The sequence below is a fragment of the Pantoea sp. S61 genome, from assembly GCF_016625145.1.
GTDB lineage: Bacteria > Pseudomonadota > Gammaproteobacteria > Enterobacterales > Enterobacteriaceae > Pantoea > Pantoea rwandensis_B.
In genome coordinates this window covers 1-23,766 of sequence record NZ_JACVUO010000034.1, presented here as the reverse complement: position 1 = coordinate 23,766, position 23,766 = coordinate 1, and the positions used below count along the sequence as shown (strand labels likewise).

The following is a 23,766-nucleotide window of genomic DNA, read 5'->3' as shown; positions in this document are numbered from 1 at the left end:
GATCGCTCTGATACTGAGGTAACATCATGAATTACGAACTGTTGTTTGATGCACTGAAATCGCGCCGTATCCGCATTGCGGTGACCGGAGCGTCGGGCGGATTTGGCCGCTCACTACTGGTGCAGTGCCGTGACATTCCGTCATTGGACATCGTGGCATTGTGCGATTTGAACACGCAGGGTGCACAGGACCTGCTGCAGGAGTTGAACTACGGTAAAGAAGCCACAGTGTGTGACGATGCTGCTTCCACACTGGACGCCCAGGCGCAGGGGAAGACAGCCATTGTTGCTGATTTTAATCTGCTGGATAACCTTGAGCTGGATATGGTGATTGAGGCCACAGGTAAGCCTGAGATCAGTGTGCGGATTGCAGTGAATGCATTACAACGCGGTGTGCATGTGGGAATGGTCAGCAAAGAGACTGACTCGGTGGCAGGGCCCTGGCTGAACAACATGGCGTTAAAACATAACGCCGTTTATACCACAGTGGATGGTGACCAGCCTGCCAACTTATTGGGACTCATCACCTGGGCTCGCGTCCTTGGCTTCGACGTTATCGCTGCGGGTAAATCCAGTGAATATGACTATGTCTGGTCACAAGCCAGCGGGGAGCTGGATTACTGCGGTCGCAAGGTTGATGCGAAGGCGCTAGCCGGGCATTGGGCGCTGGGAGAGGACGTACAACACACGCTGGCTGAACGTAAAGCTCTGCTCAGTATGCTTCCTTTGAGTGCCACACCTGATTATTGCGAAATGAATGTGGTCGCAAACTCAGCTGCGCTGGTACCCGCCTGTGATGCGTTGAACTATCCGCTCTGTCACATCAGTGAACTGGCAGATGTCTTCATCCCGGTGGAAGAGGGCGGCATTCTGACGCAAACCGGGGTGGTCGATGTTTTCAACTGTCTGCGCCGTGATGATGAAGTCAGCTTCGGCGGCGGGGTATTTATCATTGTACGCTGTAAGGATGATGCCACCTGGAAAATGCTCGCGGGTAAAGGGCATGTGGTGGGACGCAATCGTAAATACGCGTGTATTTATCTGCCGTACCATTTTATGGGTCTGGAATCACCGCACTCCATCTTCTCTGCCGTACTCCATCAGCGTTCATCAGGATCGACCCAACAAGCAATATATGCCGTGATGGCGGGTTATGCGGATCGTGATTTGAAAAAGGGCGAGCTGCTGGAAATGGGCGGACATCACCATACTATTCCTGATGTCAGTGCACGCCTTTTAGCAAAAGCGGACGCTGAGCAGGTGGCCCCTTACTACTTGCTCTCAAATAAAGTCCTGACTCGCGATGTGGCGGCAGGTGAACTTATCAAGCTTGATGCGCTTGAGATGGAGGATTCGCTGCTTTGGACTGCCTGGCAGGAAAGTTGGGACATGGAGCATTAAGGGCTATGTAGCAGACGTAGAACGCAACCGATTATCTGCACCCTAAGCCGGATTACGCCACCCGTAACCCGGCTAATTATTTCATTAAGTTCTGTACGGCAGCGCATAGGCGGTCACATCATTATTACAGTTGCCGTAAGTGCCGATGCAGTCACGATCCCTCTTAACAAACTCTGTTAGGACCATCAGTCGCGGCGGTAAGAACAGCAGATTTGACGGCTTCAACTGCATCCGAACCCGATATCCCGTCCGTGCCGTGTCTTAACATTCCCATCCCTTTGACTGTTATCCTTATATCGCTCGCCAGTGCTGTTGATCCAGCGAGCGTTCGAATGCTGTAGAAAAGATATTAACTGCAACTTTTTTGCGGTATTCTGCTGTCTATTGCAGTATTTTGCGGCTTTGAGGTTGGCATGCATAAAACAGCCAGACAAAAATTATTGATGGAACTGCTTCTTGAGCAAGGGCAGGTGGGAATTGGGCAGCTCGTAGAGCAGCTGCAGGTTTCTGCGGACACCGTGCGTCGCGATTTGGCCGATCTGGAAAAACGGGGACTGGCGCAAAAAAACCATGGGGGAGCCGTGGCGCTGGATCTGTCTGCGATGAATCGCCACCAGCGCAGTGCTCTTATTCCCGACGTCAAAATCGACCTTGGCAGGCGAGTGGCGGAAAAAATACCGGCAGGTGCCACGCTGTTTCTGGATGCGGGCAGCACAGTGCTGGCTGTCGCCACGCTGCTTAAAGGCCCAGCAACGGTTATTACCACGTCACTGGATATTGCCCATCACCTCAGTGATAAGCCGGATGTCGAACTCATTCTTTTGGGCGGCAAATGGGACAAGCAACAACGGCTGTTTTCCGGAAGCGCCACACTATCTCTGCTTGAAAAGTATCGTGCAGACATCGCCATTCTGGGTGCCTGTGCGCTGCATGCCCGCTTTGGACTGAGTGCAAGCCAGGAGGGGGACGCTGAAGTGAAGCGTGCCATGCTGGCAGCCAGCAGCGAACACTGGGTGGTGGCCGATCATATGAAGCTCAACCGCTGTGAACCCTATCTGGTCGCACCGTTGACCGATATCCATCAACTCTTCCTTGATGCGCCCTGGAATGAGTTTGACGTTAGCGGTTCAACGCAGGTCAGCATCACACAATCTTAATGGCAAGGAGACAGAGATGAGTATTGAGAAAGAAATTAATGTTGCACTGATCGGTTACGGATTTGTCGGCAAAACATTTCATGCCCCTTTAATTCAATCCGTTCCCGGTTTGAAACTTCATGTTGTTTCATCCGGCAGTGAGGAGAAGGTCAAAAAAGACCTGCCTGAGGTCATTGTTCTCGATTCTCCGGAAGCGGCCATCCAGCATACAGATATTGATTTGGTGGTCATCGCCTCGCCCAATGCGACTCATGCGCCTTTAGCTAAAATGGCGCTGAACGCCGGCAAGCATGTGGTGGTGGATAAACCTTTCACGCTGGATCTGCAAGAGGCCAGAGAACTGGCGGCACTGGCCAGCGAGAAGAAATTACTGCTTTCAGTATTTCAAAATCGCCGCTGGGATACCGACTACCTGGGGGTCAAGAAGGTCATCGATTCTGGCGCGATTGGTCAGGTTAAACATTATGAGTCTCACATCGATCGCTTCCGTCCGGAGGTGCGCGATCGCTGGAGAGAGCACGATATTCCTGGCAGCGGTTTATGGTTCGACATTGGTCCTCATGTGATCGATCAGGCTCTGCAACTGTTTGGGCTGCCTGAAACCATTGCTGGTGACATCGCCGTCCTGCGTCATGGCGGCAAAAGCAATGACTGGGCGCACGTCACACTGAGCTACCCGGAGCATAAAGTGATCCTGCATGCCAGCATGCTCGCCGCGGGTGGCGTGTCACGGTTTACCGTTCACGGGGATAAAGGCAGTATTGTTAAACCCAAAGCCGACCAGCAGGAAGCACAGCTCCTTGCGGGAATCGTGCCGGGCTCTGCGACCTGGGGCGAAGATCAGGATGATTTGATGGTTTTCGACAGCAATCTGCAAGTCACGTCAGTTAAAACGCCCAAAGGCGACCAGCGTCAGTACTACATTCAGGTGCGTGATGCGCTGGCGGGCAAGCAGGCCAATCCTGTTTCTCCCGCTCAGGCGATTGCAGTCATGGCGGTGCTTGAAGCCGCGGTGCGCTCATCGGAGACCGGCTCGGTGCAGAAACTTGCGCTGAGTGAAGCTGAGATTGGGGCGTTTTATCAACTGAGTTAACCGGGCTGCGTTTTCTGGAAAAGCTTTTATACGCTGGAACAAGTCTGCCAGCGGTTTAACGTCTCTGGCAAGCCTGTCATGCATGGAATTAATCGTGCCGCAATGGAATCTCACATCTCCGATAGCAGCGCGATTGATGTCCTGATCGTCTTCGCAAGATTTCAACCAGGACAATGAAGGGTGAAATTTGGTGAAAAGTATGCGCTTAGTTACGAACATCATTACCGTCGATGTTGCTCGCTTTTTACCAGAGTCATCATCGCGGTGAGAAATTGACCTGATTCATATTTTGATGCATGATGACATCAGTTTTTGAATCATATGAGGTGGCAAGATGCGTACTACAGTGACGATTGATGATGTGCTGTATGCTCAGGCTCTGGATATGGCTGATCCAGATATGGACAAGGCTGATATTTTCCGTGAAGCGATGAAAACGTTTGTTCGGGTACAAGCGGCAAAGCGCCTTGCTTCATTGGGTGGCACCGCGCCTGAAATGGAAAGCATTCCCCGCCGTCGCGAGGAACCGTCTGCATAATGTCCATTCTGGTTGATACATCTGTCTGGGTAGATCATTTCAAAAACAGAAATGAAGAGTTAGTACGGTTACTGAGCGGGGACCTGGTATTGATTCATCCAATGGTGATTGGAGAACTTGCCTGCGGCACTCCGCCAGCGCCCCGCGTGCGCACACTCCGTGACCTGAATCTGTTACCGCAATGCCACCAAGCCAGCATGGGTGAGGTGATGGCATTTATTGAAAATAAAATGCTGTACGGACACGGGTGTGGCCTGGTGGATATCACCTTGCTTGCATCTGCTCTCATTACCCCCGGAGCAACGCTCTGGACGCTCGATAAACGGCTCGTTAAGTTAGCCAATCATCTTAATGTAGGTTATCAGCCTGTTCACTAACCTTAACTTCATCGTTAAGTTATCCCACCACACAATCATAGCCAGATGGACCCGCCTTCATAGTCTTCAATACCAATCAGACGCGTTCCGATATTCGCCGCTGCCAGTTAGGGTTATTCACTGTCACAGTGGTTGACTGCTCCCCGGCCAAAGGGCGAGGAGCAGTCACCAAGAGATTGTGGATTGCTACAACGTCAGTGGCGGTTACGATTACCTGCTCAAGATTATCGCGCCCACCATATCGATGTTTCAGGATCTAATGGAGCGCCTGTTGGAGGACGATATCGGCATTGAAAAATTTGCCAGCCGTATCGTTCTCCGCCAGCCTTGTCCGCAACGCGGTGAACCGCTGAACGTGATTGCCTATGGCGTTACGAGCTGGAAGTAGGAATCGTCACCTTCGCTATATCTTCATTTCCCAACCCAGCGCTGAGGTTGGGCAGCGTTGCTTTCCCTGCAATAAGCATCGTGCGCAGAAACTGAAAAAACTATTTCAGGTCAGTGTAGGTTCCTGCCTCTAAACCCCGAGGTCGTCAATCCATGTTTTATGTTGTTACATATCATATCGTTATGATTTCACTTCGAGAGGGTTTAATTGGGTCAGTTTTGCGGTTATTTAACAATCATGAGACTGTCGTTGGGAACCTGAATTGAATCAGGGAATGAATCATTAGTGTGATTAAGTCAAATAAACGCCTTCCGGCCTGTATTGTCCATTTAACATGCGGGAATAGAGATTAATGCGAAAGCGAAAATAAATGCGTTATTAATTATTTCATCGAGTCACCCTCAATAACTGTCTGTTGGAAGGTTGCTACGATATTTCAATATTTGAGACAGCAAAGAAATTGAATAAGTTTCAACGCTAAGACCGATTTATTTTTACTATGTCCGTAAGGGATTATCACCTGAAGTAATAAGTTTAGCGTAAGTTCTGTTTATTTTCCGTCATTACCGTAAATAACTTGCTCAGTGAATCATAATAATTATAATTCTCATTCGCTTTCTTGGGCGGGTGGGGAATCTGTTGCTGTGCGTCTCTTTCACGCGAAAACGCTCCCTGCTGTAGTCGGATCTGAAAATAGGTTTTACAGGGAATTCTGTCTCAAATCCTGACGGAGTTGGGCGTTTGCGCATCTGAACACCCACCAGTCATCTCATTAATAACAAATTTCAAAGGATGATAATGTCTCGTTCTTCACGTCCAGCCAGGTTAATAAAAGCGAATAATAACGTTAGTGGCATCCAAACCTTGCCCGTACTCTCACTGCTGGCACTGGTTATCGCCACCGCTATACACAGCCCGAAAGTTTCCGCTGCTGAAACCAACACTCAGGAGCAAACGCTGGAAGTCACCGCGGCTGCCGGAAGCAGTAACAACAGTCAGGACACGGACTACAACGTCCCTGTTACACGTGCAGCGACGAAATTAGCGCTGACCGCGCGCGACACGCCGCAATCGATTTCTGTCATCAGCAAACAGCGTATGCAGGATCAGAAGCTGGAGACGTTAACTGACGTCTTAACCAACACAACGGGCGTCAGCCAGTTCAACTCCGGTGCCAACCGCAGCAACTTCTACTCTCGCGGGTTCATGATCGATAACTACCAAATCGATGGTGTGCCAGCACTGATTGATAGTGCCTGGAATCTGGGTGATACCCTGTCAGATACTGCGGTGTATGACCGCGTTGAAGTGGTGCGTGGTGCAACGGGTCTGATGACCGGAGCGGGTAGCCCGGCGGCCTCCGTGAATATGGTACACAAGCAGGCAGACAGCAAAACGTTTCAGGGTAATCTCTCAGCCAGCTATGGCAGCTGGGACACCCAGCGCTACGTAGCCGATCTCTCGGGTCCGTTGACCGAATCAGGAAACGTGCGGGGTCGCGTGGTGGCGGGCTATCAGGATGGCGACAGCTGGCTGGATCACTACCATACACAGAAGAAATTCCTGTATGGCACCGTCGCGGCCGATCTCACCGACTCCACGACACTGACACTGGGTTACGATTACCAGGAAACCAACATACAAGGTGCGACCTGGGGTGGCTTGCCGACGTTTTACCTCGACGGCAGCAAAAGCAATTACTCCCGCAGCACCAATATCGCGCCAGATTGGGCCTATAACAACAGCGATTCCAAAAAGGTGTTCGCCAGCCTGAAGCAGACATTTAATAACGGCTGGGAGCTCAACCTGAGCGGCTCGCACACTGAAGCGACCATGGACAGTAAGCTGCTGTATATCGATGGTTACTTTGATAAATCGACCGGTATCGGTATAGGCCCTTATGAAGGCTATGATTTGTTAGGCGGCACTGGCTACAACACCGCAAAACGCAAAGAAGATACCGCAGACGCCTATGTCACGGGGCCGTATGAGCTCTTTGGTCGCCAGCATGAGTTAATGGCGGGTGTCACTTATATCCGTCAGCACGATCGCTATGTCGGTGCTTCCACCAGCTTTACCTCGGCAGACGTGGGTGATTTTAATGACTGGGGTAATTATCCAGAACCGGATTGGGACGACCAGGCACTGTCTCAGGATAATGTGATCCGTCAGAAATCCGCTTATTTAGCCACGCGCATTTCACTGGCCGGTCCACTGCATCTGATCCTTGGCGCCCGTTACACGCAATACAACGCCAAAACGCTGACGCAGAATATGGAGAAGAACAACATCACGCCGTATGCGGGCCTGGTGTATGACATCAACGACACCTATTCCGCGTACGCCAGCTACACCTCGATTTTCAAACCGCAGACTTATCGTAACGCGCAGGGTGCTTATCTCACACCTGTCACCGGTAAAAGTTATGAAACCGGGATCAAGGGTGATTGGATGAACAGCCGTTTCACCGCGTCGCTGGCGGTGTTCCGCATCGAACAGGATCACCTGGGCGCGACGGATTATGCGCTGGTTTCGGGCAGCACCGATTACGCCTATTACGAGCAGAACGGTACGGTGAGCAAAGGCGTTGAATTTGAGATCAACGGCGCAGTGACCGACAACCTGCAAATGACCTTTGGTGCAACACGTTACGTGGCGAAAGATGGCGATAATGCCGCGCTGAACCCAACGCAGCCTCGTACCTCACTGAAGTTGTTCACCAGCTATCGTCTGCCGATGCTGCAGGATCTGACCGTGGGTGGCGGCGTGAACTGGCAGACGCACACCTGGGATAACGTGGCAGGTCCTGGCGGGACTTCAACGCTGTATGCTGAACAAGGCAGCTATGCGCTGGTGGATCTGTTCGGTCGCTATCAGGTCACCAAACAGCTCTCTGTGCAGGCTAACCTGAACAACTTGTTCGACAAAACCTACAACATTGATGTCGGCAGAAACACCGTGTACGGCGAACCGCGTAACGTATCCATCTCGGCGAACTACCGATTCTGATTCGGCTGAATTCTCCACGGAGAAAGGCCCTGGCATAATCTGCTGTCTGAACCCTTCGTACCTTGTGTGCGGAGGGTTCAGCGTCTCCAGTGTTTCCCCCCTTTTAAAGCTATTAGTACCTCAATGAAAGCGCACGAGTCCCTATACTTAACGTCATTCTTTACATGAGAGGGGGTGACTTTTGACAGCAGAACCTGAAAATATTGATGCCATGGCCTGGCAGGAACTCAACGCAGCAGCAAACGATCCCCACGCTGGGTTTCGTTATCTGAATGTCTGCACCATCGATAGTGAACTGAAACCGCAGGCTCGTATGATGGTGTTAAGGCGAACGGACCACCCAAATCGGCTGCTTGAGTTTCACACCGATATCCGCAGTGCAAAATGGCAGGAATTAGCCATTAACCCCGCCGCAACGATATTAGGTTTTTGCTCACAAACGCGCTTGCAGTTACGTTTGCAGGGTCATTTTAAACAATATGAATCAACAAGCGCTCTCGCCGAGCAAACCTGGCTAGGGCTATCAGTCTGGACGCGCAGGAGTTATACCGGCGGGCCGCCCGGAGATGCATTGCTGTCTCAGAGCGAACCTGTTCGTCATGCTCAAGATGAGGAGGGCGGGGAAGACGGTCAGCGCCATTTTGGTGTGCTGGTTTTTCAGGCGGAGTCACTGGATTTGTTTCAGTTACAGCGAAATGACAACCGCAGGGCACGTTTGAATTATTCCCCATCGGGAAGTCTGACATCCTTCCAATGGATTAACCCCTGAGGGTTGCTGCGCCTGTTCTAAGCCAGTGCCCTAATCACCTTCGCAGTTCCTCTGTCGCGCATCCATCGCTTTTCGTGTGATGTGCACGCCGTCAATGGTCACGCTTGTATGAGGATTTGAAATAAGACGGTGAACCTGTCGGCAAAAAGACACTGGCTTAATGAATTACCGTGATTTAGATCTCATTTTTCAAATCCTGACTATACTCATACCTTTCTTTACACGGGCTTTGGCCGTGTTTTTTGCAACCCATGGAAGCTCAAATGCAAAACCCTTCCCAGCCACCGTCTGATGACGGCGGACCTCTGAATTTCACTGTTAAGCAACGTCTGTTTTTTGTGGTGTTAGTGGCAACCATGGGCGCTCTGGCGTTCGGCTACGACACCGGCATCATTTCGGGTGCGCTGCCCTATATGACTCTGCCGATCTCGCAGGGTGGGCTGAATCTCACGCCTTTTACCGAAGGGCTGGTCACTTCCGCGCTCACGTTCGGTTCCGCCATCGGAGCCTTCGTTAGCGGCTATGTCTCTGACCGCTTTGGCCGCAGAATTACGCTGCGTAGCCTTGCGGTGGTGTTTGTGGCGGGTGCATTGGGCACGACCATCGCCCCTAATCTTGAAATTATGGTGGTGATGCGCTTTATCCTTGGATTTGCGGTGGGGGGAGGATCCTCAACGGTTCCGGTGTTTATCGCTGAGATTGCGGGTCCGAAACGTCGTGCGCCTCTGGTCAGTCGTAACGAGTTGATGATTGTGTCCGGTCAGTTACTGGCTTACATCGTCAGTGCGGCTATGAGCCTGCTGCTGCATGACCCGAGTATGTGGCGCTATATGCTGTCGCTGGCGATGATTCCCGGCATTTTGCTGTTTATTGGCACCTTCTTTGTCCCGGCTTCACCGCATTGGATGGTGGCCGAAGGGCGCGTCAATGAGGCGCTGCGTATCCTGCGTAAATTGCGAGAGAACCCGCGCGAAATTAAAAAAGAGATGGCGGAGATGCGGCAGAACGCGCGCGAAGCCCGCCAGGGGCCACCCGCTCGAGAACTGCTGAAAGAAAAATGGATAGTGCGACTGCTGCTCTTGGGCTGCGGCATGGGGATCGTTGCACAATTCACCGGTGTGAACGCCTTTATGTATTACACGCCTATCATTCTCAAAAGCACCGGTCTGGGAACCAGTGCGTCGATCGCCGCCACGATTGGCAACGGCGTGGTGTCGGTGCTGGCAACTTTTGCCGGTATCAAAGCCATCAGCCATTTCGGTCGCCGTCCTATGCTGATGACTGGGCTATCGGTGGTGATCGCCATGCAGCTGGCGCTGGGCGCTGTGCTGGTGCTGTTGCCGCACAGCTTGACGCAGAGCCTGCTGGCGTTAGCTTGCATCCTGGTGTTTCTGTTCTTTATGCAGATGTGTATCTCGCCCGTGTACTGGCTGCTGATGTCTGAATTGTTCCCGATGAAAGTTCGCGGAGTATTAACGGGTTCAGCCGTGGCTTTTCAGTGGATATGTAACGCCCTCGTCGCCCTGGCTTTCCCGCCATTGCTGTCGCTGGTGGGGAATAATGCCTTCTTCATTTTTGCCGCCATCAACGTGGCATCGTTGGTGTTTGTCGCGGTGATGTTGCCGGAAACTCGCGGTAAATCGCTGGAGGAGATCGAAGCCCATATGCGTGAACATTTTGGCGAGAGTCCTAATGAAACTGCGCCAACAGCGTAGCGCCTGAAATCCAGCTATCACTCGCTGCTGTCCGTGTGGCTCCTCGCCGCACGGCGGCAGCGCTCCGAGCAGAACTGCACCTCTTCCCAGCATTTCTCCCACTTTTTTCGCCAGGTCATGGGTTTGTGACACTGTTTGCAATAGCGGACGGGCAGGTTTTGTTTGTTTACTTTGAATGTTTTCGTCGTCAATGGATTTTCCATTATTAATACTGCCGTTAACATGCGGATCTATACATTGTTTACGCTAACGGCATTGTTTACCAACAAAATGAGTTAAACGGTATAACCTTGAGTAACCAGCGCAGCGCTGCGCTACCAACGATAAGGAATCGAGATGAGTCAACTATTTAGTGCCGTAAATATCGGAGAGCTTGAGCTGGAGAACCGCATTGTGATTGCCCCGATGTGCCAATACTCCGCCGATGCGGGATGCGCAAGCAGCTGGCACCGCATCCATTTAGGCTCACTGGCGCTGTCTGGTGCAGGATTGCTGATTCTGGAGGCCACCGCCGTAGAAGCGATAGGTCGTATCTCACCGGGAGATTTAGGGCTGTGGGATGACAAGACAGAAGCCGCATTACACAGTGTGCTTTCTGACATTCGCGCCTGGTCACCCATCCGTCTGGGAATCCAACTGGGCCACGCAGGGCGTAAAGCCTCATGCCGTGCGCCATGGCAGGGAGGACATCAACTGCCGGAGAGTGAAGGTGGCTGGCAAACCGTTGCTCCTTCAGCGCTGGGCTTTGCAGAGCAGGATCATGTACCCACCACACTGGATGAAGCGGGACTGTCACGTATCAAACAGGCATTTGTAGATAGCGCGAAGCGTGCGGTGCGTCTGGGTATTGAGCTGATTGAGATCCATGCTGCACACGGTTACCTGCTGCATCAGTTCCTGTCACCGCTGAGCAATCAACGTCAGGACCAATACGGTGGTTCGCTGGAGAATCGTTTACGTTTCCCACTCGAGGTCTTTGCGGCGGTACGTGCTGCCGTGCCTGCTTCGATTCCGGTTGGTGTGCGTCTCTCTGCCAGCGATTGGGTAAAGGGGGGCTGGGATGTTGAGCAATCCATTGTGTTTAGCCAGAAGCTGGAAGCGCAGGGCTGTGATTATGTGCATGTGTCGAGCGGTGGACTATCACCACAGCAAACCATCACTGTGGGGCCGGGATATCAGTTGCCGTTCGCACGCGATATCCGCCAGCAGGTGAAGATTCCGGTTATCGGCGTGGGCTTGATTACCGATCCGCAACAGGCTGAATCGGTGGTGGAGCAGGGTGACGCCGATCTGGTCGCGTTGGCTCGAGCAGTCCTTTATAACCCACACTGGCCATGGCAGGCTGCTGCCGCGCTGAATGCGCAGGTCAAAGCCCCGTCACAGTATTTGCGTTCTGAACCGCATGGTGTGAAGGGGACGCTGGTTTAATTTGAACTCTACCGATGGCTCAACATTCTGAGCCATCAATTATCTCGAACCCCGCTGGGCGCGATGAAGTCGTGAGCTCGTGACAAATCGTGCCAATCTGGTCCACGGCATTGAGCAGCTGTGCCGTTGGTTGGTTCGCACAGTTTAATCGCAGGAAGTTCTGTAGCGCCGCTCCAGGTGAAAATAATGGTCCAGGGCTCACCCCGATGCCCAGCGCCAGCGCGCGACGATGCACTTCCAGCGCATCAACCGCTGGTGGGAGTTCAACCCACAGTAAAAAGCCCGCTTCTGGCGCAGTGACGCGCGTACCCTTCGGGAAGCTCGCTTCAACTTGTGCGATGACGGTGCGCACGCCATCCGCAATCCGCACTTTCAATCGCCGCAGATGCCGATCGTAGTCACCACTGGCCAGGACGTCGCTGGTGGCGGCTTCGAGTAATGGCGCACCCGCCCAGTCGCCCGCCATGCGCGCCTGTAATACCTGGGTGTGGTAGCGCCCGGCGGCTATCCAGCCGATTCGCCAGCCGGGCGCGAGGGTTTTGGACAGTGAACTGCAATAAATCACATTGCCGCTCTGATCAAAGGCCTTGCAGGCAGGTGGCCGCTGTCCCTCGCTGGCCAGATCGCCATACACATCATCCTCAATTAACGGGACGCCCGCCTGTTCAAGCAATGCGACCAGTTCCTGCTTGCGCGCGACGGACATACTGGCGCCAAGCGGGTTTTGCACGGTAGGAGAAGCCAGCACGGCAGCGGGCCGATGCTGCTTAATGGCGTCAGCGAGCGGGGCCAGCAACAAGCCCTCTTTCGGATCGGTAGGGATTTGCAATGCCTTCAAGCCCAAATCCTCCAGCAGCAGGAGCGTGCCGAAATAGGCTGGCTGCTCAATGGCAACGGCATCGCCAGGCTGGCACACGGCACGCAGTGCCAGACGAAGCGCCTGGGTCGCACCAGCGGTGATCACCAGGTCATCGGCGCCAAAGCATGCTCCCCACTGTGCCGCGCGTGCGGCGATCTTATTGCGCAGATCGGCCCTGCCTGGTGGCAGGCTGTAACTTTGTCCATGGGCATCCAGACGACGGCTTGCCGATTGCAGCGCTCGCTGCAGTGTATCCGTCGGCAGCCAGTGGGGATCGGGCAGCGCTGCGCCGAGCGGTATCAAACGGGTTTCCGCACTGCTGAACAATGAACGCGCGACAGCTGCTAAGGTCACGGGCACGGGCCCCGACAGTGCACGCGCAGGCAGCATCTCCTGTGAGATACCTCTCTGGCAGACGAAGTAACCCGAGCGTGGACGCGCAACAATCAAGCCTTCTGCTTCCAGACAACGCAGCGCTTCCAGCGCCGTTGGCAGGCTAACCTGCTCACGATCAGCCAGTCTGCGTGCGGAGATCATGCGATCGCCGGGTCGCAGCGCACCGGAGGCAAGGGTGTGTCGCAGACTTTCAGCAATGCGGCGGTAATGCGGGGACGATAATCGCAGGGCGGACATGTCGATCTGTACAGTCTGATTTTTGATGAATCTGACTATACAGACGATGTCGGGTGCCATCTATAGTGTCGAACATGAACCAGACAAGGAGGCACTATGCATTGCGATAACTTCGATCTTTCCCGCTATTTCCGCCGTATCAATTACAACGGCCCTGCGACCGCTCATTCCGACACGCTGCATGCCATCATGCGCCATCAACTGTTCTCTGTGCCTTTTGAGAATCTCGATGTGCAGGCAGGGAAAATCGTCTCGCTGGTGCCCGAAGACATTTGCGAAAAAATTCTGTACCAGGGGCGAGGCGGCTACTGTTATGAAGTCAACGGGCTGTTCGCCATGGCGCTGGAAGCGTTGGGCATCGGTTATCGTTTTGTGGCAGCAAGACCGATGTTCTATCCGGTGCGCCGTCCGAAAACCCATATGGCGCTGGTGGCTGAAGTTGATGGACGTGAGTGGTTGTGCGATCTCGGCTTTGGCAGCTACGGCATTCGTGCACCGATTGCGTTAGATGAGCTTGATAGCGACATTAAGCAGGATTTTGACACCTTCAAACTCACTCGTGATGCGCATGGCGAGTATCTGTTGCAGGCCAAGGTGGAGGGGGAGTGGTGCAATCAATACGGCTTTGATTTGTCACCTCAGGAGTGGATCGATTTTGCCCCGGCGAATTACCTCAATTCTACGCATCCTGATGCGATCTTTGTGCAGAAACTACTTATCGTGCAGCATCGCCCCGAGGGACGGCAGATCCTGCTGGGCGATATGCTGAAAACGGTCACAGCGCATGGTGTGGAAAAACAGCAGTTAGCGGAAGGGGAAATTGATGCTGTGCTGCAAAGCCGCTTTGGGCTTGCCAGCCGCGTATAGGCAAGTCAAATGGGCGAAACAGGGATTTTGCGTTTTGTTAGCAAACTTAGCCTCTGAAAAGTTAAGGCTGCAACCTTGATGTTAGCCATAAGTCCTTAACAGCAGACTTATGGCGCTTCATGTTCTTCATGATGCGGGCTATTCGTTCTGTACCGAATAGCCCGCTAATCCCTTCTCCATTACTCTTTTCGCTGCAGCGTCATTCGCGTGAGTTCTGAAGGTCGTCCCAATCGTATCGCCATTCCCGGCCAGAGCGCGGTGCCGTTATTGACATAGAGTTGCATGTCATCCACATCATAAAGCCCTGAAACAAAGCCCGCGTTGGGTTTCACAAACAACCGATCAAATCCGACGATCAGTCCGCCATGCGTATGACCGGAGAGCTGCAAATCGACTTTATGCGTGGCGTTCTGACGCGCATTACGCGGTTGATGATCCATCAATATCACCGGGGCATTAGCGGGAACACCTGCCAGCGCCTGCTCGAGATCGGGGCCAGTAGCCTCTCTGCGGGAAGCTGAGACATCGGGAAGACCGGCAATCACTAGCTCTGCGTCTCCGCGCTTAATGATTGTGTGGCTATTGAGCAACGGCTGTAGCCCCAACGTCGCGAGGTGTTCGGTCCAGCGCTGCTGCTCAAAGAAATATTCATGATTACCGGTGATGGCATAAACACCGTCTGGCGCATGCAAACCCCTCAGTGGCGCTACGTCATTTCTGCGATTTTCCAGGGTGCCATCAATGACATCGCCCGTTACCAGAATCAGGTCAGCATCCAGCGTCATCGCCTTTTTCACCATGGCGGTGGTCCATGCTGCGTTAAAAAGTTTTGTGATGTGCAAATCAGTGAGCTGAAGCAATTGATATCCTTCAAACTCTTTCGGCAGGTTGTCGATGTTAATCGTCACCTCTTTCACCGGCGGTACACGAATGGCCTGATGCACGCCCACGGTGGACAACACCATGGCAAAAAGCGCAGCCAGATAGCGCACGCCGGGCGTAATCACCAGCGGGTGTCGGGTCAGCAGTGAAATCACTGTCACAACGTCAATCAGGAACTGGGTAAAAGCGAGGAGCAAAACCGTTCCGAATGCCCAGTTAAACAGGATAATCACCGCGCGTGGCATTTCAGGGGAAAAGATGCCACCCGGCGTAAATCGGCTGATCAACAAGTATTGTGAAGCCAGTAACACCACCAAAGATAAGATGATCTTTAACACTAATGGCATGGCTAATGGAAAAACGAAACGTGCGATCACATACCAACTCGGTATGCTGAAAATCAGATGAAACATCACTCTCTTCCCTGGTCGATAAGCACTGTATCAGTGCAAAATTGAACTCATCATTTTTGAGTTATGAAGGTTTAAAACGCATATCAAAACGAACGCTAAGGAACTACTTAGCGATGCCCTCAGCCAGAGTGGCCATCAATCGCACCCGCCGTGATTCCAACTCGCTAATCTGGCGCTCGATGTCCTCCAACCGCTTGTACTGCAATGCCTGGGTCTCCGGGCAGAAAGCCGCGCCTTCGACCATCAGCATACAATCGGGAAAGGAGCAGATTTCGGCAATGCTAAAACCGATATTAATGAGCCGTTGGATCTGCCGCACCTGTGTTACGGCCTGAGGTGGAAAATAACGATAACCATTACAGGCACGTTTTGAAGTCAGTAAACCGTGCCGATCATAATGACGGATTGCCCGAACGCTGACGCCTGACTGCTTCGCCACCTCTCTAATCGCCAACTGCATAAATCATCTCCAATAGGACGCTTGACTCTGACACCAATGTCAGGGTTCAGGATAGCCAGGAATCATTCATATCAGGAGGCTTTTTATGCTGTTAAACATCTCACGCACGTTTTGTGCACTTTTAATCATGCTATTTTCTACCGCGCTTTTTGCGGCGGAAAAGAACTACATCGTCACCGCCCCCGATGGTGTGCGGATCGCGGTACAAGAGTCGGGTAATCCTGGAGGATTGCCGATTATTTTTATCCATGGCTTGTTAGGCAGTCATCTTAACTGGGAAAAACAGCTCAACGATCCGCAACTCCAGCGCTTTCGCCTGATAACGTTTGATCTTCGCGGGCATGGTCTTTCAGACAAACCGCAGCAGGCACAGGCCTATAGCGATGGCAAGCGCTGGGCAGAGGATCTCAGAGCGGTGATCGAACAAAGCCATGCCCGAAATCCTCTGCTGGTGGGATGGTCGCTTGGCGGCGCGGTGATGACCAACTATCTGGCGGCATTCGGTGACCAGCAGATCAGTGGTGCGATCTATGTTGATGGTGTGGTGGAACTTACCCCTGAGTTAATCCCCGCGCACGACAAGGTTTATCGCGACATGGTCTCGGAAGATTTAAAAACGCATCTCGATGGTGAGAAAGCCTTTTTGCAGCTTTGTTTCTACCAACAACCAGACCGCATAACCTTTGAACGGCTGTTGGCTAACGCTGCAATGGCTGGCTGGCCGATGCAGCGTGCAGTGATGTCGATGATAATCCCACTGGCGCAGGGGCTCAAGCACGTCCGTGTACCGTTACTGTTTATTTACGGTGAGCATGACGCGTTGATTAATCCTGCGGCATCGCTGAACAGAGCGAAGCAGATGAATCCCGCTATTCAAACGCGCATCTATCGTCACTCCGGCCATGCTCCCTTTATTGAGGAGTCAGCGCGTTTTAATCATGACTTAGCCGCTTTTGCTGCTGCGCTCTGATTTAGCCATAACCTTTCAAAATGAACAGGGTTCAGTGCAGGACGTGCTGAACTCTGTTCAGAGGGAATGACATCTTGAGAGATGAGCAACGCATCAGGAATGCTTTTTCACCGGTATGTTCATCCAGGGTGACTAATAAAGCGAAGCGGTAATGAAATTCTATTTAATCAGTAACATTCGGGAAATGTTGTCTGAAATTAATGTTCCAATTTATCAATTAGATATTCATATAGCAGTGCTTTGTCACTCCTGCATGATTTTCCCCTGACTGGCAGATAAATCTTCAAGAAAGTTTATTTACGCAATAACCCGATGATTTACTATTTATTCCTGATTATTACCTCTGATATTATTATCGTCCCAGGACGACACAGTCCGTATGGACGATTCGAGCGGATAACATCCAGAGGTAACATTGGAAATAACCTACAGCATCGACTTTCAGTACAAACGACGCGGCGACGAAACGCCAAGTCCCGCAGGCAGTGTTATTCGCACCTCCGGTGAGGAAACACCGGTCATGTTCATTCCGTCAGTGGGTGACTTTGTGGAAATCGGCGGTAATCCAGATGAGGATGAAAGTCTCTCCTCTTTTCGGGGCGTCGTGATATCACGCTTTTTCCGTTATGACCGCCAGTCTGATCAGGAAGTCTTTTGTCACGTCAATATTCTGGTGGAAGAGTCGTTCCAGAATTTTAGCAATCTCGTCCGGGATTAAGTGTTGAGTGCTAGTGTGTCAGTCGTAGCATCATGGCTTGTCCGAAGACCGCAATGTTTATGATGGCAGCCGGGAATGACTGCGGCTGTCCTCTAACGTATTCAAACCTCAAACCTCAAACCTCATCAATCCTACGCGCCTTACATCTGATTATCTCTTCGCCATCCTGCCATTATCATTTTCGTTTTACCTCGCGCTTTTGTTAGTGTTTTTGCGAGCGAATTATCAGAGTTGCGTCGCTAAATTATCATTTTAGCGCTACAGTGGTTTAAAATTATCGTTTTCACTTAGAAATTAAAGGATTCAGCTGATGCTGGTGGGATTTAAGGCGCTCTGTAAGCGCTATCACATTGAACTGGTTCAGCCACTGCGGGTGGAATCATCTATTGGCACGGTTCGCGCCACGCATGAGAACCAGGGACGCATCGAGAAGCGCTATCCTGCCAGCTATCAGCCTGATGATAGCTTCTCAGGCCATTTTGCTTTCGGCCTCAAATATGAAGAGATCCATCTGGAGTTTTTTGCCCGCCTCTTCGCTGCCATCGGCCCTGAACCGATTGAAAGCTGGTGCCTGCGAGAACCCTTTGGCCAGTACGCACGCCGCACCGGCTTTCTCTATGAGTGGCTGACGGGTAATACGCTCATCAACGTGCCTGATGTGGCCAACGGCGGCTATGTTGCAGCGATTCCCGCGAAGGATTATCTGACGCGAACTGCAGCAATCAAGAATAAACGCTGGCGAATCAACGATAACTTACCTGGCTCACCTGACTTTTGTCCTGTGATTCGCCGCACGCCTGAGGTTGAGCATGCCATTGCCTTTGATGTCACGGCAGCACTGCATGAACTGGATGATACCTTTGGCGCAGATGTTCTGCTGCGAACCGCCAGCTGGCTAACCTTCAAAGAATCCAGGGCCAGCTTTTTGATTGAGAAAGAGGCAGAACAGGCCGATCGTATTCAGCGTTTCGCGCATGTGATCGCGCAATATTGCGGCCAAATCGACGATCCACTCAGTGACGAAAGCCTGCATATTCTGCAAAAAGGGATTCTTGGCCATGATGCCCTCGGTTTAGGGCTGCGACGCTCGCCGGTGTTTGTCGGACAGGCCACGATGCGCGAGGACATCGTGCATTACGTGGCGCCACAATTTGAAGACCTGCCGCAGTTTATGCGTGGATTGCAAGAATTTGAGCTCGCCACGCGTGGCGCCGAGCCTCTGGCAAGAGCGGGCGTGATTGCTTTCGGCTTTGTCTATATTCATCCGATGCGCGACGGGAATGGGCGTATTCACCGCTTCCTGATTAATGATTCATTGATACGCGACGGCGCCATCCCAGAGGGCGTTATTCTGCCGGTCTCGGCCAGTATTACCAGCTCACTGGATTTCCGCGTGGGCTATGACCGCACGCTTGAAGTGTTCTCAAAACGTCTGATGCGCCGCTACGCGACCTCCTGCCATTTCGGCGAGATCGTGACGTATGACGACGGTACACCGAGCAACTTTTCTTTCTCTGATTATGATGATGCCCGTTTCGCCTGGCGCTATCCGGATTTAACCTCGCACGTGCTGTACACCGCTAAGGTGATTGAGCACACCGTGCGCGTGGAAATGGCCGATGAAGCCAGAGTGTTGACGATTTTCCAGCAGGCGCAGGAGAGACTGAAAGAAGTGCTGGAGATGCCGGATCAGGATGCAAATCGCATTATCCGGTCATTGAAGGAAAATGGCTGGCAGGTGTCGGGGAAACTGAGGAAGGAGTATCCACAGTTGGAGGATGCTGCAAGGGCGGAAAAGATTATGGTGGCGGTTAAGTCGGCGTTTGAGGAGGGGAGTTAGGTTCGACTTTTTGGTTTGATGGCGAAAATATAAATTAGGTGTATTTTAAATTATTAAAAAATATTTCAAAAATAATGCTTAATATTAACATTTTACACGGAAATATTGATTCTAATAGGGGAGGGTTTAACATGTTTTCTTAACATTAGGTGTTTAATGATATCCATCACGCGAGTTTGTTAATGTTGCCTCAATGTGATTATCGGACAAATGCCTATTGTCATCCCTTCGTCAGTCGTTATGCTTTATAAGCATTAACTAATAGGAGGCGTTATGGACGATTGCATCATTTTCAGAGAAGGACAGAAACCCTATATTACGAAAGTGCCACGCAGTAGTACCCATATTGATGTACAAAATCCTGTAACGGGAAAATATGAAAAGTTCAGATTTCATGCTGTTTTGAAAGGAAGAATGACGAATGATGCTCAGCGATATCTCTATGCTGGGAACGGAAACGCAGACCCCTTTGATAATTGGGATGTCTGGCAGCATATCAATTATTTAAAACCGATGCCTGTTTCTGTTTTCTGACATCAATGAGTTCTCATTTCGAATGATATTCAAACTAGCTAATCTATTTCAGCGAATTTTAGCCTCATTGCAGGGTTGGCATTTCAATAATGCTGTTACGTTGACGGCCGAGACTTATTAATATGAATATGACGCAAACCCGCTGCACGGTCTTTTGACAGTACAGCGGGTCATTCTATCCGGGCAGCGCTACGCGGTCTGAGGTAATGCTGCTAAAAGTTTATCCAGCGTAACCGGATAATCCCTTATCCTGACACCCGTCGCGTTGTAAATGGCATTCACAATAGCCGCACCAACACCGCATAATCCCAGTTCACCCACGCCCTTGGCTTTCATCGGCGAAGAGACCGGGTCGGCATCTTCAAGAAAGATGACTTCCTGATCGGGAATATCAGCATGAACCGGCACTTCATAGGCCGCCATGTCGTGATTGACAAAGAATCCCAACCGGGTATCCACCGCGAGTTCTTCCATCAGTGCGCCACCTAAGCCCATTGTCATCGCGCCGATGACCTGACTACGCGCGGTTTTCGGGTTGAGTATTCGACCCGCTGCACAGACAGCCAACATGCGGCGCACGCGCACTTCCCCTGTGTAGATATCCACGGCTACCTCGGCAAAATGCCCGGCAAAGGTGGATTGCTGATACTGCTGATCGAGATCGCCAAACTCAATGGTGTCTTCTGCCGTCAGAGTGCCTTGAGCCGCTGCTGCAGTCAGCGGCACGCTGCGATGACCCGAGCGAACTTCACCCTCAACAAACTCTGCTTCATCAGGATTGATGCCGAGTGTTGTCGACACTTGCTCACGCAGTTTCACACAGGCGGCATAAACGCCGGCCGTTGAGGTATTCGCGCCCCACTGGCCACCCGATCCCGCTGAGACCGGGAAATCTGAATCCCCCAGTTTCACTATGACTTGTTCGACAGGCACGCCCATCATTTCTGCCGCCGTCTGGGCGATGATGGTGTAGCTGCCGGTACCAATATCCGTCATGTCAGTTTCGACGGTAACGATGCCTTGTGCATCCAGATGCACCCGTGCACCGGAGGGTGCAACAAGATTGTTGCGGAATCCAGCGGCCACACCTAAGCCCACCAGCCAGCGCCCGTCTCTCACCTGCGCAGGTGATGCATTACGCTTTTGCCAGCCGAATTTATCTGCGCCGGTGCGCAGACACTCAATCAGCTGGCGGCGTGAGAAGGGGCGTTGGGTATCGGCGGGATCAACCTGAGTATCATTCAGTATGCGGAATTGCACCGGATCGATGCCCGCTTTTTCTGCCATCTCATCAATGGCAATTTCCAGCGCCATTAATCCCGGCGCTTCACCTGGTGCCCGCATCGCATTGCCTTCAGGCAGATCAAGCGTTGCCAGACGCAGGCCCGTCAGACGGTTGGCTCCGGCATAAAGGAGTTCCGTCTGTTGTACTGCGGTCTCAGGCGTACCGTTCGGCAAGTTACCCGACCAGCTAATATGCGAAATGCCCGTAATATGTCCGGACTTGTCGGTACCCATGCGAATATGCTGGATCGTCGCCGGTCGATGGGTGGTGTTATTGGGGATCATTGGCCGGGGCAGCATCACTTTTACCGGACGTTTAACGACACGTGCACCTAAAGCAGCCAGCAGGGCATCACTGCGCAGAAACAACTTTCCGCCAAAACCCCCGCCAATATAAGGCGACAGCACCCGCACTTTTTCCAGCGGCAGGTTCAGGGTCTTCGCGAGATCGGATCGGCACCAGTTAATCATCTGATTTGATGTCCAGACCGTTACCCTGTCTTTATCCCACATGGCCATTGAAGCATGAGGTTCCATGGCCATATGGCTTTGGTCCGGCGTGGTATAGGTTTGGTCCAGCACAAACGCCGCTTCACTCAGGGCACGCTCTGCATCTCCTACGATTTTATCCGGAGTATCTTCGGGTGGAGAGGTGACGGAGGGTTTCGCATCCTCAAGGCTGTAAACCCCTTCTTCTTGCTGATAGCTAACTTCTACCAGCTGGGCTGCCGCACGTGCCTGTTCAAACGTTTCAGCGACAACTAATGCCACAGCCTGATGGTAATGTTCGATATGGTATTCAGCCAGCAACGTTGCCGTGTTCATCTCTCCCTTACCGAGTTTGCCCGCGTTTCTGGCCGTGACAACGCCTAAGACGCCCGGAGCACCTTCAGCGGCTGCGGTAATGAGTGAAGTCATTTTTCCTTTGGCAATCGGGCTGCCCACCACGTACCCATACGCGACATCGGGCGCTTCATCATGCCATTCATAGGCGTAAGGCGCGCTACCGGTGGTTTTGAGCGGACCATCAATGCGATCTAAGGGGCGTCCCACGTATCTGAGCTGGTCAATAGGATTGGTGCCGGCAGGTTTCTCAAATTTCATGGTTTTGCCCTCGCTTCTGCCAGCACCGAAGCCAGGGTGCGCTTCGCCAGTACCAGCTTAAATTGGTTATCCGCCGTAGGTTGCGCATCCTCAAACAACTTATCGAAAACCGGCTGAGAACCCTTGGGCAGTTCGTTGTCAGCCGATGTCCGCCGCCAGGGCTGGTGCGCCACACCGCCCACGGCGATCCTTCCTGAGTTATCGCGGTGTACGATAGCGGCAATAGAAACCAGCGCAAAAGCATAAGAGGCGCGGTCGCGCACCTTACGGTAAATATGCGTGCCTCCCACCGGGGGCGGCAGTAAGACCGCGGTAATAAATTCGCCAGCGTTAAGCACCGTTTCAAGGTGAGGTGTCTGACCTGGAGCGCGGTAGAATTCATCGATAGGAATTGCGCGCTCGCTGCCATCCGGGCTGACCGTTTCGATGGTGGCATCCAGCAGTCGCATGGCTACGGCCATGTCGCTGGGATGGGTCGCGATACAATCGTTACTGACACCCACCACGGCATGCTGACGGCTGTAACCCCCGATCGCCGCACAGCCGCTGCCGGGCTGACGTTTATTGCAGGGCTGATGGGTGTCATAGAAGTAAGGGCAGCGCGTGCGCTGGAGCAGATTTCCTGCGGTCGTGGCCTGATTACGTAACTGACCGGACGCCCCCGCGAGCAAGGCACGTGAAAGAACCGCGTAATCCCTGCGCACCCGCATGTCAGCGGCAAGATCGGTGTTACGCACCAGCGCACCGATACGCAGCCCACCTTGCTGGGTGGGCTCAACTTTATCCAGCGCCAATCCGTTCACATCAATGAGATGAGCGGGCGTTTCTATCTCCAGCTTCATTAAATCCAGCAGGTTGGTGCCGCCAGCAATAAACTTTGCGCCGGGGTTTTGCTGTACGCGCCTGGCGGCTTCCAGAGGAGAGGTGACTTTTTCATAGCTGAAGGCTTTCATGATGTCTGACCCTCCGCGTAGTCTTCAATGGCGGCAAGGATATTGGCGTAGGCCCCGCAGCGGCAGATATTGCCGCTCATACGCTCGCGAATTTCATCTGCATGCCGCGTTGGCTGCTCCAGCAGGTCTGAGGAAACGTGGCTGGGGATCCCGTCTGCAATCTCTTTCAGAACGGCCACGGAAGAGCAAATCTGTCCCGGCGTGCAGTAACCGCACTGATAGCCATCATGTTTGATGAATGCAGCCTGTAGCGGGTGCAGATTGTCCGGCGTCCCCAGGCCTTCAATGGTGGTGACCTCAGCGTGCTGCTGCATCACCGCCAGCGTGAGGCATGAATTAATGCGTCGCCCATCTACGATAACGGTACAGGCACCG

The 23,766-nt window shown here is 52.5% G+C and carries 22 protein-coding genes; 15 read left to right on the top strand and 7 right to left on the bottom strand.

All coding sequences use genetic code 11. The features are described from left to right. Positions 1–26: 26 nt before the first annotated feature. The 9 genes from IAE30_RS28935 (at position 27) to IAE30_RS28895 (ending at position 10,446) form a co-directional block, all read left to right on the top strand. Complete coding sequence (locus IAE30_RS28935; protein ID WP_200538845.1) at positions 27–1,400, top strand: homoserine dehydrogenase; 1,374 nt, start codon at positions 27–29, stop codon at positions 1,398–1,400. Between the two features lie 413 nt (positions 1,401–1,813). After that, positions 1,814–2,557, top strand: coding sequence for a DeoR/GlpR family DNA-binding transcription regulator (locus IAE30_RS28930; protein WP_200538846.1), 744 nt, complete (start codon positions 1,814–1,816; stop codon positions 2,555–2,557). Positions 2,558–2,573: 16 nt separating this feature from the next. Continuing rightward, complete coding sequence (locus IAE30_RS28925; protein WP_200538847.1) at positions 2,574–3,650, top strand: oxidoreductase; 1,077 nt, start codon at positions 2,574–2,576, stop codon at positions 3,648–3,650. A gap of 334 nt (positions 3,651–3,984) precedes the next feature. Next, on the top strand, positions 3,985–4,188 hold the full coding sequence (locus tag IAE30_RS28920; protein WP_045832076.1) for a type II toxin-antitoxin system VapB family antitoxin: 204 nt from the start codon (positions 3,985–3,987) through the stop codon (positions 4,186–4,188). Beyond that, positions 4,188–4,565: a type II toxin-antitoxin system VapC family toxin gene (locus IAE30_RS28915; protein ID WP_200538848.1), complete on the top strand. Its 378-nt coding sequence runs from the start codon at positions 4,188–4,190 to the stop codon at positions 4,563–4,565. The genes IAE30_RS28920 and IAE30_RS28915 overlap by 1 nt, the downstream gene beginning before the upstream one ends. Before the next feature lie 136 nt (positions 4,566–4,701). After that, positions 4,702–4,953: an Lrp/AsnC ligand binding domain-containing protein gene (locus tag IAE30_RS28910; RefSeq protein ID WP_200538896.1), complete on the top strand. Its 252-nt coding sequence runs from the start codon at positions 4,702–4,704 to the stop codon at positions 4,951–4,953. A 798-nt stretch (positions 4,954–5,751) separates the two neighbouring features. Next, the gene (fhuE, locus tag IAE30_RS28905; RefSeq protein WP_200681528.1) at positions 5,752–7,962 is read left to right on the top strand and encodes a ferric-rhodotorulic acid/ferric-coprogen receptor FhuE; all 2,211 of its coding nucleotides are present in this window, start codon (positions 5,752–5,754) and stop codon (positions 7,960–7,962) included. 181 nt (positions 7,963–8,143) lie between these two features. After that, the gene (locus tag IAE30_RS28900) at positions 8,144–8,731 is read left to right on the top strand and encodes a pyridoxamine 5'-phosphate oxidase family protein (RefSeq protein ID WP_234472896.1); all 588 of its coding nucleotides are present in this window, start codon (positions 8,144–8,146) and stop codon (positions 8,729–8,731) included. 263 nt (positions 8,732–8,994) lie between these two features. Then, positions 8,995–10,446 (top strand): sugar porter family MFS transporter, encoded by a 1,452-nt coding sequence (locus tag IAE30_RS28895; protein ID WP_200681527.1) that lies wholly within the window; start codon positions 8,995–8,997, stop codon positions 10,444–10,446. Positions 10,447–10,463: 17 nt separating this feature from the next. Here the strand turns inward: IAE30_RS28895 and IAE30_RS30320 are convergent, their stop codons facing one another. Continuing rightward, a complete protein-coding gene (locus IAE30_RS30320; protein ID WP_200681526.1) occupies positions 10,464–10,649 on the bottom strand; it encodes a DUF2256 domain-containing protein in 186 nt (61 codons plus the stop codon). A gap of 133 nt (positions 10,650–10,782) precedes the next feature. On the opposite strand from IAE30_RS30320, the gene IAE30_RS28885 reads away from it, so the two are divergent. Further along, on the top strand, positions 10,783–11,874 hold the full coding sequence (locus IAE30_RS28885) for an NADH:flavin oxidoreductase/NADH oxidase (protein ID WP_200681524.1): 1,092 nt from the start codon (positions 10,783–10,785) through the stop codon (positions 11,872–11,874). Positions 11,875–11,893: 19 nt separating this feature from the next. Here IAE30_RS28885 and IAE30_RS28880 read toward each other — a convergent pair whose 3' ends face one another. Then, positions 11,894–13,426, bottom strand: coding sequence for a PLP-dependent aminotransferase family protein (locus tag IAE30_RS28880; RefSeq protein WP_200538854.1), 1,533 nt, complete (start codon positions 13,424–13,426; stop codon positions 11,894–11,896). Between the two features lie 36 nt (positions 13,427–13,462). On the opposite strand from IAE30_RS28880, the gene IAE30_RS28875 reads away from it, so the two are divergent. After that, the gene (locus IAE30_RS28875) at positions 13,463–14,233 is read left to right on the top strand and encodes an arylamine N-acetyltransferase (protein ID WP_200538855.1); all 771 of its coding nucleotides are present in this window, start codon (positions 13,463–13,465) and stop codon (positions 14,231–14,233) included. A gap of 179 nt (positions 14,234–14,412) precedes the next feature. Here IAE30_RS28875 and IAE30_RS28870 read toward each other — a convergent pair whose 3' ends face one another. Both IAE30_RS28870 and IAE30_RS28865 read right to left on the bottom strand, forming a co-directional pair. Further along, positions 14,413–15,528: a metallophosphoesterase gene (locus IAE30_RS28870; RefSeq protein WP_200681523.1), complete on the bottom strand. Its 1,116-nt coding sequence runs from the start codon at positions 15,526–15,528 to the stop codon at positions 14,413–14,415. A 103-nt stretch (positions 15,529–15,631) separates the two neighbouring features. Then, positions 15,632–15,988 carry a MerR family transcriptional regulator gene (locus IAE30_RS28865; RefSeq protein ID WP_200681522.1) on the bottom strand — a complete coding sequence of 119 codons (357 nt, stop codon included), beginning with the start codon at positions 15,986–15,988 and terminating at the stop codon, positions 15,632–15,634. An 85-nt stretch (positions 15,989–16,073) separates the two neighbouring features. On the opposite strand from IAE30_RS28865, the gene IAE30_RS28860 reads away from it, so the two are divergent. The 4 genes from IAE30_RS28860 (at position 16,074) to IAE30_RS28845 (ending at position 20,050) form a co-directional block, all read left to right on the top strand. Next, positions 16,074–16,958, top strand: a complete 885-nt coding sequence (locus IAE30_RS28860; RefSeq protein ID WP_200681521.1) for an alpha/beta fold hydrolase — start codon at positions 16,074–16,076, stop codon at positions 16,956–16,958. Positions 16,959–17,373: 415 nt separating this feature from the next. Further along, on the top strand, positions 17,374–17,676 hold the full coding sequence (locus IAE30_RS28855) for a hypothetical protein (RefSeq protein WP_045814971.1): 303 nt from the start codon (positions 17,374–17,376) through the stop codon (positions 17,674–17,676). A 310-nt stretch (positions 17,677–17,986) separates the two neighbouring features. After that, entirely contained in the window at positions 17,987–19,516 is a 1,530-nt protein-coding gene (locus IAE30_RS28850) for a Fic family protein (protein ID WP_200681520.1), read from the top strand. Between the two features lie 273 nt (positions 19,517–19,789). Continuing rightward, positions 19,790–20,050, top strand: a complete 261-nt coding sequence (locus IAE30_RS28845; RefSeq protein ID WP_200681518.1) for a hypothetical protein — start codon at positions 19,790–19,792, stop codon at positions 20,048–20,050. A 189-nt stretch (positions 20,051–20,239) separates the two neighbouring features. On the opposite strand, the gene paoC is transcribed toward IAE30_RS28845, so the two are convergent. The 3 genes from paoC to IAE30_RS28830 form a co-directional block, all read right to left on the bottom strand. Next, positions 20,240–22,438 carry an aldehyde oxidoreductase molybdenum-binding subunit PaoC gene (gene paoC, locus IAE30_RS28840; RefSeq protein WP_200681517.1) on the bottom strand — a complete coding sequence of 733 codons (2,199 nt, stop codon included), beginning with the start codon at positions 22,436–22,438 and terminating at the stop codon, positions 20,240–20,242. Further along, positions 22,435–23,391, bottom strand: a complete 957-nt coding sequence (locus IAE30_RS28835; protein WP_200538863.1) for a xanthine dehydrogenase family protein subunit M — start codon at positions 23,389–23,391, stop codon at positions 22,435–22,437. The genes paoC and IAE30_RS28835 overlap by 4 nt, the downstream gene beginning before the upstream one ends. Beyond that, positions 23,388–23,766, bottom strand: a 379-nt coding sequence (locus tag IAE30_RS28830; RefSeq protein WP_200681516.1) for a 2Fe-2S iron-sulfur cluster-binding protein, incomplete at its 5' end; no start/stop codon positions are given. The genes IAE30_RS28835 and IAE30_RS28830, both read right to left, overlap by 4 nt.

Excerpts from the sequence above, each read along its gene's own strand:
- IAE30_RS28935 (WP_200538845.1), top strand. The coding sequence starts at position 27 with ATGAATTACGAACTGTTGTTTGATGCACTGAAATCGCGCCGTATCCGC.
- IAE30_RS28930 (WP_200538846.1), top strand. The coding sequence starts at position 1,814 with ATGCATAAAACAGCCAGACAAAAATTATTGATGGAACTGCTTCTTGAG.
- IAE30_RS28925 (WP_200538847.1), top strand. The coding sequence starts at position 2,574 with ATGAGTATTGAGAAAGAAATTAATGTTGCACTGATCGGTTACGGATTT.
- IAE30_RS28920 (WP_045832076.1), top strand. The coding sequence starts at position 3,985 with ATGCGTACTACAGTGACGATTGATGATGTGCTGTATGCTCAGGCTCTG.
- IAE30_RS28915 (WP_200538848.1), top strand. The coding sequence starts at position 4,188 with ATGTCCATTCTGGTTGATACATCTGTCTGGGTAGATCATTTCAAAAAC.
- fhuE (WP_200681528.1), top strand. The coding sequence starts at position 5,752 with ATGTCTCGTTCTTCACGTCCAGCCAGGTTAATAAAAGCGAATAATAAC.
- IAE30_RS28895 (WP_200681527.1), top strand. The coding sequence starts at position 8,995 with ATGCAAAACCCTTCCCAGCCACCGTCTGATGACGGCGGACCTCTGAAT.
- IAE30_RS30320 (WP_200681526.1), bottom strand. The coding sequence starts at position 10,649 with ATGGAAAATCCATTGACGACGAAAACATTCAAAGTAAACAAACAAAAC.
- IAE30_RS28885 (WP_200681524.1), top strand. The coding sequence starts at position 10,783 with ATGAGTCAACTATTTAGTGCCGTAAATATCGGAGAGCTTGAGCTGGAG.
- IAE30_RS28880 (WP_200538854.1), bottom strand. The coding sequence starts at position 13,426 with ATGGCACCCGACATCGTCTGTATAGTCAGATTCATCAAAAATCAGACT.
- IAE30_RS28875 (WP_200538855.1), top strand. The coding sequence starts at position 13,463 with ATGCATTGCGATAACTTCGATCTTTCCCGCTATTTCCGCCGTATCAAT.
- IAE30_RS28870 (WP_200681523.1), bottom strand. The coding sequence starts at position 15,528 with ATGTTTCATCTGATTTTCAGCATACCGAGTTGGTATGTGATCGCACGT.
- IAE30_RS28865 (WP_200681522.1), bottom strand. The coding sequence starts at position 15,988 with ATGCAGTTGGCGATTAGAGAGGTGGCGAAGCAGTCAGGCGTCAGCGTT.
- IAE30_RS28860 (WP_200681521.1), top strand. The coding sequence starts at position 16,074 with ATGCTGTTAAACATCTCACGCACGTTTTGTGCACTTTTAATCATGCTA.
- IAE30_RS28850 (WP_200681520.1), top strand. The coding sequence starts at position 17,987 with ATGCTGGTGGGATTTAAGGCGCTCTGTAAGCGCTATCACATTGAACTG.
- IAE30_RS28845 (WP_200681518.1), top strand. The coding sequence starts at position 19,790 with ATGGACGATTGCATCATTTTCAGAGAAGGACAGAAACCCTATATTACG.
- paoC (WP_200681517.1), bottom strand. The coding sequence starts at position 22,438 with ATGAAATTTGAGAAACCTGCCGGCACCAATCCTATTGACCAGCTCAGA.
- IAE30_RS28835 (WP_200538863.1), bottom strand. The coding sequence starts at position 23,391 with ATGAAAGCCTTCAGCTATGAAAAAGTCACCTCTCCTCTGGAAGCCGCC.